General features: G+C 43.1%; 10 protein-coding genes. 4 read left to right on the forward strand and 6 right to left on the reverse strand.

The features are described from left to right. The first annotated feature begins 34 nt into the window (after positions 1 to 34). A complete protein-coding gene (locus AB6735_RS12800; protein ID WP_370996260.1) occupies positions 35 to 2,443 on the forward strand; it encodes an ABC transporter permease in 2,409 nt (802 codons plus the stop codon). 70 nt (positions 2,444 to 2,513) lie between these two features. Here the strand turns inward: AB6735_RS12800 and AB6735_RS12805 are convergent, their stop codons facing one another. After that, positions 2,514 to 4,205 carry an ArnT family glycosyltransferase gene (locus AB6735_RS12805; protein ID WP_370996261.1) on the reverse strand — a complete coding sequence of 564 codons (1,692 nt, stop codon included), beginning with the start codon at positions 4,203 to 4,205 and terminating at the stop codon, positions 2,514 to 2,516. A gap of 262 nt (positions 4,206 to 4,467) precedes the next feature. Here AB6735_RS12805 and AB6735_RS12810 point away from each other — a divergent pair, with 262 nt between their 5' ends. Continuing rightward, complete coding sequence (locus AB6735_RS12810) at positions 4,468 to 5,721, forward strand: alkaline phosphatase family protein (RefSeq protein ID WP_370996262.1); 1,254 nt, start codon at positions 4,468 to 4,470, stop codon at positions 5,719 to 5,721. 229 nt (positions 5,722 to 5,950) lie between these two features. Here the strand turns inward: AB6735_RS12810 and AB6735_RS12815 are convergent, their stop codons facing one another. From AB6735_RS12815 to AB6735_RS12835, 5 genes are all read right to left on the reverse strand, one after another. Then, positions 5,951 to 8,500, reverse strand: coding sequence for a phosphocholine-specific phospholipase C (locus AB6735_RS12815; RefSeq protein WP_370996263.1), 2,550 nt, complete (start codon positions 8,498 to 8,500; stop codon positions 5,951 to 5,953). A 134-nt stretch (positions 8,501 to 8,634) separates the two neighbouring features. After that, positions 8,635 to 9,798, reverse strand: coding sequence for a TIGR03364 family FAD-dependent oxidoreductase (locus tag AB6735_RS12820; protein ID WP_370996264.1), 1,164 nt, complete (start codon positions 9,796 to 9,798; stop codon positions 8,635 to 8,637). A 4-nt stretch (positions 9,799 to 9,802) separates the two neighbouring features. Further along, a complete protein-coding gene (locus AB6735_RS12825; RefSeq protein ID WP_370996265.1) occupies positions 9,803 to 11,149 on the reverse strand; it encodes a DUF5690 family protein in 1,347 nt (448 codons plus the stop codon). Between the two features lie 2 nt (positions 11,150 to 11,151). Continuing rightward, positions 11,152 to 11,304 (reverse strand): hypothetical protein, encoded by a 153-nt coding sequence (locus AB6735_RS12830; protein ID WP_370996266.1) that lies wholly within the window; start codon positions 11,302 to 11,304, stop codon positions 11,152 to 11,154. Positions 11,305 to 11,668: 364 nt separating this feature from the next. Continuing rightward, the gene (locus AB6735_RS12835) at positions 11,669 to 12,247 is read right to left on the reverse strand and encodes a helix-turn-helix domain-containing protein (RefSeq protein ID WP_370996267.1); all 579 of its coding nucleotides are present in this window, start codon (positions 12,245 to 12,247) and stop codon (positions 11,669 to 11,671) included. 256 nt (positions 12,248 to 12,503) lie between these two features. Here AB6735_RS12835 and AB6735_RS12840 point away from each other — a divergent pair, with 256 nt between their 5' ends. Beyond that, the gene (locus tag AB6735_RS12840; protein WP_370996268.1) at positions 12,504 to 13,088 is read left to right on the forward strand and encodes a phosphonate degradation HD-domain oxygenase; all 585 of its coding nucleotides are present in this window, start codon (positions 12,504 to 12,506) and stop codon (positions 13,086 to 13,088) included. Between the two features lie 180 nt (positions 13,089 to 13,268). Then, positions 13,269 to 16,586, forward strand: a complete 3,318-nt coding sequence (locus AB6735_RS12845; protein ID WP_370996269.1) for a carboxypeptidase-like regulatory domain-containing protein — start codon at positions 13,269 to 13,271, stop codon at positions 16,584 to 16,586. Positions 16,587 to 16,593 lie beyond the last annotated feature (7 nt).

Below are 16,593 nucleotides of genomic sequence, written 5' to 3' on the forward strand. Positions count from 1 at the left end.
CAGTTACCTTTAAGGTATAGCTTATATTCATACTATGCTTGAAAATTACTTTAAACTGGCCTGGCGTAACCTGTGGAAGAACAGGGTTTTCTCACTCATTAATATATTGGGTCTGTCAGTAGGTATTGCCTTTACATTGCTTATCGGCGCTTACATATGGGATGAGCTGCAGGTAAACCACAAGTTAAAAAACGCGGATAACCAGTATATCCTGCTCAGTAAATGGACCGACCCAAATATGGGTAACGAAATAGGCAGTATAGCACAGCTCCCCAAGGCATTAAAGGATAACTACCCTAACCTGGTGGCCGGATATTATCACTTTGATGGTGTTACCACCAATGTATCGAGGGGCGATATGCATTTTCGCGAAAGCCTGCAGCTGGGTGATAGTACACTGTTTAAAATGTATGGCTTTAAACTGTCACAAGGTGACGTAAATACCGCACTGAATGATCCATTTTCGGTGGTGCTGACCCAAAATATGGCAAAAAAATATTTTGGCCGAACTGATGTAGTGGGGCAAACCCTAAATTTTGAAAGTTTTGGAGGTGAAAGGCACGACTTTTTAATTACTGGTGTACTGGCAAAAATACCCCGTAACTCGGTAACCAATTTAAACGCAAGTAACAATTCTGATTTCTTTTTTACGGCAAGCGCTGCTAAATATTTTAAACGTAACCTGGAGGGTTGGAACAATATCAATATTGTTAATTATATTGAACTACAACAAGGTGTTAGTCCTAAGGATCTTGAAAAGCCCATCAAAGATCTGATCCGTAAAAATGCTTCTAAGCAGATCAGTAAAAACCTGACTGTTAAAGTGCAGCCTTTACGTGATTATAATTTGATTGCCGATGGTGGCCTGGTTAAAAAAATGATCTATACACTGGGTTGCATCGCCCTGTTTATATTGCTGATGGCGGTTATCAATTTTGTAAACATCTGTATTGGGCGCTCATCAGGGCGAATGAAAGAGATGGGCATCCGTAAGGTATTAGGTGGCTTACGCCAGCAATTGATCTGGCAGTTTTTAACGGAGTCGGTATTGCTGGTGATGCTATCAACCTTGTTGGCTCTGGTTGTATTCATGATTGCCAGGCCATATTTCAGCGAGGTTTTAGGCAAGCAGATCACCGGACTGTTCTCGTTCCCGGTTTACTTTATCCCCGTTCCTTTTGTGTTCGCGCTGGTAGTGGGTGTGCTGGCCGGTATTTATCCCGCATTGGTATTATCGGCCTTAAAATCGGTTGATTCATTGAAAGGGAAGCTGAGTTCGGTTAAGGAGAGTGTACTGTTCCGTAAAACGTTGGTGGCATTTCAATTTGGTACAGCGGCAATTGTATTTATAGGAGCCATCATTATTTCCAAACAGATTAGCCTGTTCTTTAATAAAGACCTGGGCTATAATCGCGATTATGTGATCTATGCGCAGGTTCCTCGCGATTGGTCGGTAAAGGGTGTGCAAAAAATGGAATCCATCAAAGCGCAATTGGCGCAGATGCCTGAGATAAAGGCTATATCCCTTTCCTGGGAAATTCCTGACGGAAGCAACGGCGGTAATATGCCGGTTTATAAACAGGGTTCTAATCCCGCCCAGGCAATTACATCGCAGGGATTGGCTGCCGATAATCAGTATGCCTTTACCTATAATATACCGCTTAAGGCTGGTACATTTTTTAAGCCGATTTTTATGGTTGCTGATACCACGCAGGTGGTCATCAACGAAACTCAGTCAAAAGCGCTGGGCTATAAAACGCCGCAGGATGCCATCGGTCAAAATATTATGATGCAGGGTAGTACTATCCCGCTCACCATTTGCGGAGTTACAGCCGATTTTTATTTTGGATCTATGCATAACCGCATTCAGCCTATCACTTTTTTTAATGTTAATTATACCACTTATTACCGGTTTTTCTCTATCAAAATAAAATCGGGGAATACACAGCAAAATATTGCTGCCCTGCAAAAAAAATGGGCCGAAGTATTACCCGGCGCCCCATTTGAGTATAACTTTATTGATAACGCCCTTGCTAAAATTTATCAAAGCGAAATACAATTGAAACAGGCATCATATATAGCTACAGCGCTGGCCATTGTCATCGTATTGCTGGGCGTATTAGGTTTAATATCCTTAAGTATCCAGAAACGTACTAAAGAAATTGGCATCCGTAAAGTGCTGGGCTCGTCTATTGCAGGTATCATCAGTTTGTTTATGAAGGAATTTTTAGGGGTGGTCATCATTGCGGGATTAGTAGCCTGCCCCATAGCGTATTTAATTATGCACCAATGGCTAAATGATTATGCATATAAAATAGCTATCACCCTTAATCCGTTTATGATAGCTATTTTGGGGCTTACTTTAATAACGGCCATACTGATTTGTATACAAACCATTAAAGCGGCGCTTAACAGTCCGGTTAAAAGTTTGAGATCGGAGTAAGAACTTCCCGGTCCTCTTCAAAGGAAGGGCTTTAAAAGGAGTGCTACTCACAATAATCTAATTTAAAATTCTATGGGTTTAACATCACTACCTGCACCTCTGATAATTCTTTTTCGCGCGTAGCCCGGTTCAGGAATGTGGGATTGAGGCGGGTTACGGAATAATGTTTAAAAGTTTTGACCGGCTTAAATTTCCAGCCTTTTGTTTCGAGAGTATGCAATACTTCTGTATTGGCATATAGCAACCCCTTGTTCCTTATTTGGGAGGATTCAGTAATTTCTGTAAAGGGCGCATGCAGATAAAAGTTTAAATCGTCATGAAACTGACCGTCATTAATATAAACCGGAAGTTTTTGTGGATTATTATGGTTGATCCAGATGGCAGCCTCACTGCCCGATTGGTAATGCAGCAGTGAGGGATAAAAACACAGGTTAAGAAACAGGTTTACGATAAACGAAGCCAGCATGGTGCTGAAAATAATCCGCTGCATACCCGTGGAAATTCTACCAGGCAAAAATATCAGCATCAGCAGGAATATAGCGATGATTGATCCGGTGAGCGGGTCAAAGGTTTCGGGGCGATAAAAATACCACAATGTGGTTATAATCATCAGCATCAATGCAATAACAATAGTTTGTGTAATCTGTACCGCTTTGATACTTCTTTCGGATTTGAGCCCTGCAAGATACTGTGCCGTAATAATAGCAAAAAACGGGAATACGATATTTAAATAATGCGGCAGTTGAAATTGGGATGCCGAGAACAACAGAAAAGTGATGAGCGAACCACAGATACAATACCACTCCTGTGCCTGTACATTTTTGATACCCTTTTTGATGAACTGAAATATGGCCGCAAATAGTAACAGCGACCAGGGTAAAAAAGCCCATAGTGTAGTATGTATAAAAAAGGTAGGGTCGCCATGACCTTTAATGGGGCCTGTGTTAAAAAAACGCCCGAACTGGCTGTCCCAGAAAAAGAACTTGATACCGGATACGCCGGTATGCCCGAATACCACTTTTTCGGGATGGAGATCAAATTGCCGGTACAGGCACCAAACCTCGGGTGTGATGAATAGCAGCACTAATATAATGGCCAGCAGCCATCGCCAGTGAAAAAGCTGTTTCCATTGCCGGGTAATGATCAAATGTCCAACTATCGATCCGCCAATAGTAATAAGCGCGAACATGCCTTTGGTCATCACCGCGCAGGCGGTAAACAGGCAGGCCAATACCAACTGCCAGATGTTGTTACGGATATACGCTTTATAAAAATGATAAACCGCAGCGATAATTAACCCGGTTAAATAAGGTTCGGCACGCACATCGGTATTGGAAAGGATGATGTGCTGGGCGGTAAGCAATATCAAAACGGCCCACAAAGCGGTTTGTTTATTATACAGATATTTGGCAAAGTGATAGGTATACGCCACCCCCATCATCATAAACAGGATGCCCGGCAGCTTATAAGCCCAGGTGGTAAAACCAAAACATTTAAAGGACACCGCGGCAACCCAAAACGGAAAATGCGGTTTATCGAGCCAGTCGCTGCCCCAGGCAAACAGGTCGGCGTAGTTGTTACGCTGCACCATATTTTTGGCGATGATGGCATACAGGTTAGCATCGGGCCCCATAATGTTGGTGAACAAACCGCTAAAGTTGATAATAACCGCCATGCCGATAAACAGGTAGAGCCATTTGGTTTGATGAGCGCTGTTGACGTTTGAGGTTCCGGGTTCGTGTTTCGTGTATCGGGGGCTCATCTTGTGGGTATCATGTATGCAAATATAAACAGATTTTAGGAGTAAGGATTTTTAGAACAAGGAGCAAGGACTTGGAGAGCAAGGATTTTAGGAACAAGGAGCAAAGATTAGGGGAGTAGGGGGTAAAGACATTTTGCTTTTGTTTGCCTTAATCTATTGTCCATAGATCCTTGTTCCAAAATCTTCCCAAAACATAACAATTTATTAACGTCATGATTTTTAAAACGGGGTAGTTTAGTACCTTGCCTTCATTCAAGTATATATGATGCTAAATTCTATAAAATTAACTGTAACAGGCCTGTTTTTACTGGCAACTTTAAGCGCAAATGCTCAAACCCGTACCAAAAAAGCGGTTTTTATTATTGCCGACGGCATCCCTGCCGATGTGGTCGAAAAACTGAATACTCCTAATCTGAAATTGATAGCCCAGCAAGGAACTTATCTGCGAGCTCACGTTGGGGGCGAAAAAGGGAGCTATTCGCAAACACCTACTATATCTGCCAATGGTTATAATAGCTTGCTTACGGCTACCTGGGTAAATAAACATAACGTTTGGGGTAATGATATCAAGGCGCCCAACTATAACTATTGGAATGTGTTCAGGATGTTTAAAAATACTTACCCAAATAAAAAGACAGCCATTTTCTCGAGCTGGACGGATAACCGTACTAAACTCATCGGCGATAACCTACCTGCCGCAGGTAATATTCATCCGGATTATGCCTATGATGGGTACGAACTGGATACCGTGAAGTTTCCGCATGATAAGCTGAGTAATTATATGCACCTGATAGATGAGCAGGTGGTTGCTTCGGCTGCAACGTGCATTAAAGATAAAGCGCCCGACCTGTCATGGGTATATCTGGAGTTTACGGATGATATGGGGCACCGTTATGGGGATAGTCCGCAATATTATGATGCCATTGAAAAGATGGACGCGCAGGTCGGTCGTATCTGGCAGGCTATTCAGTACCGCCAGAAAAACTTTAAGGAAGATTGGCTCATATTTATCACGACCGATCATGGCCGCAGCGAGCTAAACGGCAAAGATCACGGTGGCCAAAGCACCCGCCAGCGCTCCACCTGGATGGTAACCAACTATAAACCGTTGAATAATTATGCTAAATACTATACTCCCGGTATTGTGGATATCACCCCTTCCATCAATACCTTTTTAAATGTAAAGGTACCTGAAGCACAATTGCGTGAGGTTGATGGTATATCGCTGATCGGCCAGGTTTCGGTTGCAGAGCCACAGGCTAATTTTGTGCAGGGCTCCCTGGATGTAAGCTGGAAAGCATTGAGCCCACAAGGCAAAGTAAAGATCTGGGTAGCTGCCGCCAATAATTATAAAGAAGGTCAGCCCGATGATTATAAACTATTAGCCGAAGTACCAGTTACCAATGAGCACGCGCTGCTGGATGTTAAAAATCTGCCATCCAAGTTTTATAAGGTTTGTATTGAAGGGCAATTTAATACCGTGAACAGGTGGGTGGTTTTGGAGGAGAAGAAGTAGGGGGCGTAAAGAGATAAGAATCAGGAATCAAGATAAAGCACAAAAGCCAAGGCTTGTGCGATTCCTTCCTTGGGGAAGGGGAGGAAGGGGTTTATATATGCGAATAAGTGTGTCGTATAAACCCCTCCCTGCCATTGCGCTCAATCCATCCCACCCCTCCCGTGGGGAGGGAATTTAGAAAACCACAAAGGCCGTACATTAATGCACGGCCTTTGTTCTTATGGATTACCTAAACCACTTTTCCCATCAGCGGATCGCTAAAGCTGTGCTGCCCGGTTTCTACGCGACCGGCGTAGCGTTTTTCAAAGGTTTGGCTACCGGTAACTTTTACGCTGAAATCATACCAGCCATGGCTTTTGGTTAGATTAAGTACCAGTGTGCTTTGTCCTTTGGCTGTTAATACCTTTTTCAGGTTATTGGTTTTATAAGCATGGTCAGTGATCTCGATGGTATGGGCTTTGCTATCGGCATTGGCCAGTTTCAGGGCAATATTACCGGTTAGTTTGTTCCCGGTATGTTCATAATCGCAGGTTACATCCAGGTGCGGATCGTTAGTGTTGCCTTTGTACTCCCGGAAGAAACCGTTAGGGCCGTAAACACGCAAATGGTATTCATCGCTTTCAAATTCCTGTACGGGCCATTTATCGGTGAGGCTATCGCCTGCGGAAAGCGCATAAGCCCAGGTACGAAGCGGCTCCATCTGCTGCGGATTGTTAAAGCTAACGTACCTGCCCGGCGCGTAAACATTAAATGGCGCCCCTATGGCCTTATCGCCAAATGCTTTGTTATCGGCAGTGAATTTTATTTCGAACGATTTTTTATCGGCGCTCAGCTTACCATCGGCATATAGCTGGTAGGGCAGGGCGCACGATGGTTTGATGCCTTTTTCCTGTTGCGGCATGTAGGGCGACGAGTGTGGATCTTTGTTGATCTGCGCAATCTCAGCAGGGGTAAGCAGTTTATAAGTAGGCAGCTTTTTAAACTTGGCCTGATGGATGCTTTCTAAAAACGCGTCTTTGGCTACAAACTCCGGATTGGCTATTTTTTCGCCATTGTAGGGTCTGAACACGCTGGTCAAATCGCCGCAAATGGTACGGCGCCAGCTGCTGATGTTTGGTTCGGTTACTTTTTTACCTGTTTTTTTGCTTAAAAAATCTTCCAGGAATTGCAGGGTTGAAGTATGGTCAAACACTTCGGAGTTTACCCATCCGCCCCTTGACCACGGTGAAGCGATAACCAAAGGTACACGGTAACCCAAGCCTATAGAGCTTTCACGATCGTACACCTCAGGAAAATTATTGCGGGCTTTTTCCTGGGCAAGGGTCACAAAGTCAACACTGGTATCAATACCTTTCGAAACCAGGCCAGTGCCCGGTTTTTTAGAATGAGGCACTACAAATGGGGGTACATGATCAAAATAACCATCGTTTTCGTCGTAGGCCAATATGAAAATAGTTTTTTTCCAAACTTCAGGATTCTGGGTCAATATATCCATTACTTCGGATACGTACCAGGCGCCAAACCAGGCCGCGCTTGGGTGGTCCGAGAAGTTTTCGGGGGCCGAGATCCAGGAAACGGTTGGCAGCTGCCCTGTTTTTACATCTTCCCTAAATTGATGCAGCACATCTCCTTTAGGTACCAGCAGTTCGCGTTCGGTGCCGTTATCATCATATTTGAGGTTCACCAGCTCGCGGTAATGCGGATCGTTGGTATTGGTGACAAAGCCTTTCTGGTGCAGGTTTTTTTCACGCTGTGATAAAGTAGCAAATTTGCCGGGATCAAGACTGTCCATATCTTTTTTGATATTGTCCAGGTCGCGCTTTTTCTGTTTTAGCTGTTTTTGCAGATGATCAATATGCGCATCACCGGCAGGTAAAGCAGCTATCTGTTTTTCAAGGGCACTTATCTCATCGGGCAAAAGGGTAAATCTTTTTTGCAGATAAGCAATATGGTTATCATGCAGCTTGATGTTATACTGGCTAAAAAACTCCAAAGGGTTATCCTGGAAATTTGATAACCAGGGATCTTCCTCCCCTTCAAAACCGCTGTCAATAGCTACTTCATTCTGGTAATGTTTCCAGGAGATGCCATGATCTTCTAAACGTTCGGGAAAGGTAGCCCAGTTGAGCGTGCCATAATCCATATCGTCGTTCCACACGTGGGCCAGCGAGTCTTCATGCTGCTCGGCGCGTATGGTGCCGCTCCAGAAATATAACCTGTTGGGATTAGTACCGGTTAATGCCGAGCAGAAATTTTGATCGCACACGGTAAAGGCATCGGCCAGGGCATAATAAAAAGGCAGATCCTCCCGGTTATAATAACCCATGGTAAGCGGCATGTGCCTGTATTCTTTAATGCCGTTTTGTTTTACATTAAGCCACTCATCATACTTGCCATCGTTACGGGCATTTACCTGGTTGGCCCAGGAATGCGGTAGCGACGACATCCAGGTAGCTTTTGTACCTTTGATATCCAGGCGAAAAGGAGCATAAGTTTCACCGGCTTTGTTAGATTGCAGCCATACTTTATTTTTATTAGGCAGATCAATTGCCCGCGGATCGTTATATCCGCGCACGCCTTTAAGCGTACCATAGGTATGGTCAAAAGAGCGGTTTTCCTGCATCAGGATCACGATATGTTCGGCATCCAGGTACGTGCTGCCGGCGGCCGGGTTTATGGCCATCGCTTTTTGAATAGATTCGGGCAAGATACTGGCCATGCCGGCCGCGCCTGTCAATAATGCTGCTTTCTTTAAAAAGTCTCTGCGGGTATCAAACATTAGTGTTTAGTTATTTATTTATTGGTTCATAGCTGATGGTTCATTGACCATGGTAAAATAGAAATAATCCAAAATATAATCGTCAATTGTTGGTAGTTACTATGAACCATGAACTATCAACTACAAACCATAGACTAATTCCTTGCTGCTATTACTTCCTCGCACAGGCCAAATGAAAGGGTCATGCCGTTACCGCCCATTCCGTTAATGATGGTTACACCGGGTTCGATATCAACAACAAGCTCGGTAGCCCCATTAGTCATTTTGGGGTAAATGCCATGCCATGACTGCAGGAGTTTCCAGTCCTTAAAGGTGGCAAAAGTATGTAAGTACTCTATTATTAAATTATTAATAAATGCCTTATCAAAAGGATCATGTACCAGGCCGTATTCATGCGAATCGCCGATGGTTAATTCGCCACTGCCATTTTGCGAAACCATTACGTGGATACCCCATTTTAGGTGTGTGGCATACTGTTCTTCGTAACGTTTGCGCAAAGCGGGTAATGAAGCTGCCGACTGAAAACCAGGGTAATGGATCATGGATAAACCGCCGCATAACGAAGGGCCTATGCGCCATTCATCAGGCTGGGTAACCAGGCGCATCATCTGCAGTTTACATTTGGTTATAGGTGTTTGAGCAAACAGCTCTGGGTATAAGGTTTCAAACTCGGCACCGCTGCATACAAATATTTCATCGGCCTGCCAGCTTCGGCTGCCTGATATTACTTTAGGGTGCTCTATACGGCTAATGGCAGTATTCCAGTGAAATTCTACGCCATATTTTTCGGCCAGGTATTTGGCTACCTGTCCAACTGCCTCGCGCGATTCTATGATCATATCCTCACCACTCCACAAAGCGCCTTTTAATCCCTCGGGATTTACAGCCAGTGATTTGTCAAAAGTTTGGGCCGGGGTTAATAAGGCACAATCCCTGAATGAGTGATTAACCTCTACATATTCTTTAATAGCCTGCAACTCATCATCATGATAAGCCAGGTGTAATGATCCTACTTCATTATGCCAGATACCGGCTTCGGTACAAATAGTTTTCCAGATGCTGCGCGATAGCATAGCGCGATCATACAAGGGGCCGGTTGCCTGCCCAATTGGCCATACCATCCCAAAGTTACGGATGGAAGCGCCAACTGCGCGCTCGTTACGCTCAAATACAGTTACCTTATAGCCACGCATGGCTAAGGCACGGGCGGTGGCTAAACCAACAATGCCCGCGCCAATAATGATGGCAGAGCCGCTGCGCCCCCGAAGGGTGGAGTTTTCTGATGGGTTTGTATTCATTTTTTTAGTTTGATATAGTTATCAGATCATCACCCGTTAAATCAGGTTTTTTTTCACTTTTCACTTTTGAATTTTGACTTGGCCTTGCGCTTTGTAAAAAGTAAATGAGGGACAGTACACCACAGCTACCGCCAACAAGGCCAACAATCATAACGCCTTCCTGAAAAAAGTGCCCCCAGCTAATGTTTGGGCGGCCCAGTTCTTTTACCAGCAGGATGCTTACGCTGCCCAGGTAACCCATAGAATCGGCCACGTACATGATAAAGCCAACATTGCTTTTATAATTAAAAGTGGCTATCATCCGCTCAAAAAATATGGCGTTATACGGCACATACCCCAGGTAAAGACCAAGTCCGGCCATGGTCATCCAGCTTATAGGGCTTATCAGCTTCATGGTAAATAACAAGGTTGATACGCCAACCAATACACAGCCGCCAATGATGAGCAGATGGATAATGCTGAAAGCCTTTAAATTCTTTTTAACCAAAATAAGCAAACTCATAGCAACCAGTACAATGATAGATATGATAGAATCGATATTGGTATAAATACTGTTGCTTTTTACGCCCAGATCGGCCCAGATCTCCACCTCAAAATTATCGCGCACATCGCGCATAATGGTGAGCAGCACATAAATAATAATGGTAAGGATGATGCCGGGTAAAAAACGCATCAGGAATTGTTTACGTTCAGTAGCGTTCATAGGGCTGCGTTTAGTACGTAGCTTTTGGTCCTCGGCTGTAGGGGCGGGCATCAGCTCCATACAAAATACAAATAGTAGCAGGGGTAAAACAAATATGGCGCCTGTTAAAAAGGGCATATGGTATTCGTTCACGTGAAAAACGCTGAGCAGGGTACGCCCAACTGTTTTTACAAAGCCCGAAGCAAATATTAAGCTGATAGATAGCACCGCTGCCATAAACTCGGTAGAACGCCGGCCTTCCAGGTAACCAAATACCAGGCCCCATATCAGCCCAAGCGGAAAGCCGTTGATGAAGAGAAAAATGATATTGAAAGGAGCAGGTACCACAGCAAAAGCCAGCAATGCCAGCCAGGCAATGCCAATTAATGTTAAAATATAACGTGCCCTATTTTTGCTGTTTACCTCGGCTATGAAACGAATGCCGTAAAACTTGCTGAAGGTATAGCCTACTACCTGGGCTATCACCAACCATACCTTATAATCAATATGCAGGTATTGCTGACCGGTAAAGGTGCCGGCCGCAAAAGCCTTGCGAAAGGCATACATAGAAGTGTATAAGCCGAATGAGGCTACAGCAGCTATTATTGATAACAGGGAATACGGCCATTTAGCTACTTTTGCCCTGAGTTGCTCCATCAGTTTTATCATTTTTATTGATTTATGATATCAATTAGCTGAGCTATATCATCACTGATGTGAGAGGATCTGTATTTTTTTAAGGCCGCGTGGAAAGCTTTATTCACCTCTTGATCATCTTTAACCGCAGTGCCGGCAAGGTCAAATACCACTAATTTAATAGCCATATAATATCAATAAAATAATGTTTAGCAATACTAAACTTTGTTTATTAATACTGGGCTAAATTTGTGTTAAGGTTGAGTTAAGTGGTGAGTGGTGAGTAGTGAGTGGTGAGTAGTGAGTGGTGAGTAGTGAATGGTGAGTAGTGAGTAGTGAGTGATGAGTAGTGAGTAATGAGTGATGAGTAGTGAGTGATGAGTAGTGAATGGTGAGTAGTGAGTAGTGAGTAGTGAGTGATGAGTGGTGAGTAGTGAATGGTTAACGGGTAACTTTGGGGATTAGTAAATGGTTAGTGGGTAGTTATGAGTATGTAGGTTTACATTCTCTACTTTTTTTTAACTCACTACTCACCATTCACCACTCACCGCTCTATTTTTTTTCTTCAAAAAAGTAAACCGCGAGCATAATGGCGGTGGTGTTGCCTAGGTTTTTGGGAGTATGGGGGATACGGCCATCAAATAACATAGAATCGCCCTGGTGTATAACTATCCTGTCATCATTAAACTGGTATTCTACTTCACCCTGTAAAATATATTTGTACTCAAAGGCATCCGTTTCTACCAACGGACGCTCCGCTCCGGGCTCAAGTTCCAGTATGACAATATCAACGGTTGATTGCGTGATGGACTGTGTAAAAATGCGCTGGTAATGGAAGCCTGCGGTGTGTTCTTTTTCAAAATGCTCGTACTCACTCTTGCGTTTTATCAATACAGGTAAATGATCACTTTTTGAGCGGATATCCTTAAAAAAATCATTCAGGTCAATTTCCAGGGCCTTAATAATTTCAATGAGTACCATGAGTGATGGTATGGTACGGCTGTTCTCGATCTGTGATATCAGTCCCTTGCTCACATTGGCCCGTATAGCCAGTTCCTGTACGGTGATATTTTTTTCACGACGGCGTTCTTTTATCCGGTTACTGATTTGTATCAGTATATCTTCTTCCATTATTTAGTCTCCAATTAGCGGGTGCAAAGTAGTTGTCAAAATCCAAAAGTCAAAATTCAAAAAACCTCAATCAATCAGCATAGTTCTTAAAATGAGTCCCTGAAAATCATAAAAACAGGTATCTAATTACCTAATAATGATATTAATGAGTTAATAACGTATAATCGATAGTTAATATTAAGCGAAAACGATATTTTACAAACATTTAATATTTTCATAATGTGGATACCCTTTATTTGCAAAAAATAAACTAACCATGGCTTTTTCCCAATATGATCCGCAGGCTGTTGTAAATGAAGTGTTTTCACTTTATGAAAAATTTGGTGACGAAGATTATATAGGCGAACCGGTTTCGCAATTGGAGCACATGTCTCAGGCTGCTGCCTTGGCGCAGGCCGAAGGCTTTGACGATGAGGTAATTTTGGCCGCTTTTTTTCATGACATAGGCCATTTATGCGCTGATGCCGAGGAGGCAGGAAGTATGGATGGCATGGGTAATGTTGATCATGAAAAATTGGGCGCCGATTATTTATTGGAGCGTGGTTTTTCTGAAAGGGTCGCCAATCTGGTACAGGGCCACGTAATAGCAAAGCGTTATCTTACTTTTAAATATCCCGAATATTATAACCGTTTGTCTGACGCAAGTAAGGGCACACTTGAGTTTCAGGGCGGTGTAATGACCGAAGAAGAAGCCACGGATTTTGAGTTAAACCCTGATGCCGAACTGATTATAAGACTGCGGTACTGGGACGACATGGCCAAAGAGATGAACCAACCCGTAAACAACCTCGATTATTTAAAATCTATAGCGCTTACCCACCTGCAACTGGTAAACAGTTGATATTTCCATATTAAGTTTTTGTAAGGAATATGTAATTCCGTTGTTACAAAAACCGCCTGCTTAACACAGGGTGAACATAAGATTAAGTATAGCTTAATACTAAATTGGTTTACTAATAATAAACAAAGTTTAGTATTGCTGCATGAAAAAATCAATCCTTTCACCTTTAAATTTTAGCAGATGAACAAGTTTTACCAGAGACTAAAAAACCTTATCACGGTTTTATTATTTTGTATTACGCCATCTATTTTATTTGGACAAACCAAAATAAGCGGTACCGTTACCGACGAAAACCATTTGCCGCTTCCCGGAGTAAGTGTGAAAATTAAAGATCAAAACAAAGGTACCGTTACCGATGTAGATGGTCGTTACTTTATTACAGCCTCCAACGGTCAAACACTCATTTTTACATTTATCGGCTATACCCCACAATCAGTAGTTGTGAGCGACAAGGCTATTATTAATGTAAGTATGAACGGTAACAGCAAAACGCTTAATGAGGTTGTTGTAACCGCTCTTGGTGTTAAAAAGGAAACCCGGCGCATTGGCTACGCCCTGCAGGCAGTTAACGGCGCCGATGTAACTACTGCTCGTGACCCTAACCCTATTACCGGTTTAACAGGTAAAGTGGCAGGTTTATCAGTAGGTCCATCGGCAGAGTTATTGGGTAACCCTTCGGTATTAATAAGGGGTAACTCCGTAACTTTATACGTAGTTGACGGTTTTCCGATCAATACAGATACTTATAATATCAGTCCCGATGATATTGAAACCTATACTGTATTAAAAGGCCCGGCCGCTGCCGCGTTATATGGCAGCCGTGCACAAAACGGCGCTATCCTGATTACCACCAAAAAAGGTGAAAAGAACAAAAAAGGATTAACCGTTGACATTAACAGCAGTACGGTAATGAATACCGGCTTCCTGGCATTTCCGCGTACACAGAACTCATATGGTCCTGGTGAAAATACCTTTTATACCTTTGTTGATGGTAAAGGTGGCGCACCAGGTGGTGTTGATAGTGATTATGACGTTTGGGGGCCTTATTTTGCCGGTCAGTTAATACCTCAGTATGATAGCCCCGTTGTTAATGGTGTACGCCAGGGGACCCCATGGGTTGCCCGCGGTAAAGATAACCTGAAAAACTTCTTGAAAACCGGGTATCAAACCAACAACAATATTTCATTAGGCGCTGTAGGCGATACTTATGTAACCCGTTTCTCGGTTTCGCAGCAGCATCAAACCAGCTACATCCCTGCGCAATACCTGGATATAGCCAATGCCAATTTTTATGCCTCATTTACCCCAACCAGCCGTTGGAAATTTGAAGCTAACGTTGATTTCAACAGACAATCAACTGATAACTTTCCAGATGTTCAATACGGTCCGAACAGTATCATCTATAACATTGCCGTTTGGACAGGCGCCGACTGGAATGTGAACGCGCCCGATATCAAAGCTATCTGGCAGCCGGGTAAAGAAGGCGTTCAATCGGTATTTGCCGAATACACCCGTTACCATAACCCCTGGTTATTAACAGAAAAATGGACAAGGGGTCATTATAAAAATGATGTATACGGGTATCTGTCGGGTAATTTTAAGATTGATAATAATCTGAATGTTACTTTACGTTCACAGATCGATACCTATAATATTTTGCGTACAGAAGACCTGCCATTCTCGGCTCACCCTTATGGCCGTGAAGGTAACCAGGGCGATTACCGCGAAGACCGCCGCAACCTGTTTGATAACAACACGGAGTTGATGTTAAACTATAACTACACCGTTCAAAAATTCCTGAATTTATCAGGTGTGGTAGGTTCAAACTTACGTAGCTTTAATTATAACTCCAGCTGGACGTCAACCGATTATTTGAACGTACCAGAGGTTTATACTTTTGCCAACTCCAGAAACCCGGTACAGTCCACCGCTTTTAGCTCACAGGAGCGCGTGTTAAGCGGTTATTACTCTTTGGATGCTACTTTTGGTAAATATGCTACCTTATCAAGCACGGGCCGTGTTGATAAATCATCAGCATTTCAAAACGTAACTACCTATTATTATCCAAGTTTATCGGTAGCTACCGTGATCTCTGATTACATTAAACTGCCCGAGGTTATTTCTTTCTTAAAAGCAAGAGCATCATACTCAACAGTTAAAGCTGATGCATCAAGCCCAACAATTGGTCCTGCTCCCTTTAATGCTATTTCGGCATTGGGTGGCTCAACTACTACTAACAGCCCTAACTCAAATCCGTTATTCCTGAACCCACTGGGTTATGGCAGTACTTATAACTCGCCTTACAACGGTCCAAGCTATCAGCTTAATCCGTTTTATTTAACCAGTAAACCATATAACAGTCAGCCGGCTGCATCAGCTTCGGATTTCCTGTATCAACCAGGTATCAAAACTTCAACCCGTGTTAACTACGAAGAGGGTTTTGATATTAAATTCTTACAAAATCGTTTAGGTCTTTCTGCTACCGCTTTCCAATACATTGACGGTCCGCAGATATTGGCTAACAGTATTTCAACCGCAACCGGTTATACTACTTTATACCTGAATGCTTTAAAAACCAAAAAAACCGGTTATGAAGCATCTATAGAAGGTACGCCGATCAGAAACTTAGGTGGCTTTACCTGGAATGTTTTAGTAAACGTATCAACCTTTAAGGATGTATACGAACAATTGCCACCGGATAAAACCAGCCCTACCGGATACCAGGACACCTACAAGCAGTTCTTTAAACAAGGCGATCGTACCGACAAATTGTATGGTACCGCCTTTGCCAGAACCCCACAAGGCCAGATCATCAATGATGCTGCCGGTAAACCTTTGGTGCTACCTGTTGCACAGTATCTGGGTAATGAGAATGCCAAATACCAATGGAGTATTTCTAATAAAGTTCGTTACAAGAACTTTAACCTGGGTTTTCAGTTTGACGGATCTGTTGGTGGTGTAATTATTGACTACATGCACAACAAAACCATGCGTGGTGGTTCAAACATTGAAACAGCTACCGGCGCCCTTGGCGATGCCCGTTATAAAGACTGGCAAAATTTTGGTAAAGCAGATTACAACGGTAGTTATGTTGGCCCAGGTGTAACCGTATCAAACGGAACCTCTATCAACTATGACCCGGCAACAGGAAGAATAATAAACTACGCCGCACTGCAATACTCACCAAATAAACAAACAGCCCTGGTGCAGGATTACGTGAGTAAGTATTACAACGTTGATGAGTCAAACCTCATGAGCAAAACATTCTCCAAATTGCGCGAGGTAACCTTGGGTTATGATTTCCCGAAAGCATGGTTAGATAAATCGTTCATCAGAAAAGCATCTGTATCGGTATATGGCCGTAACTTATTATACTTCTATGGCGACAAACGCTTTAAGGATGTGGATTTAGATCAATATAACTATGCTACTTCAAGCACTGTTTTACAGTCGCCAACAGTACGTAGCTATGGTGTTAACTTAAATGTATCATTCTAATTAAAAA

Source organism: Mucilaginibacter sp. RCC_168 (genome assembly GCF_041355315.1).
GTDB lineage: Bacteria > Bacteroidota > Bacteroidia > Sphingobacteriales > Sphingobacteriaceae > Mucilaginibacter.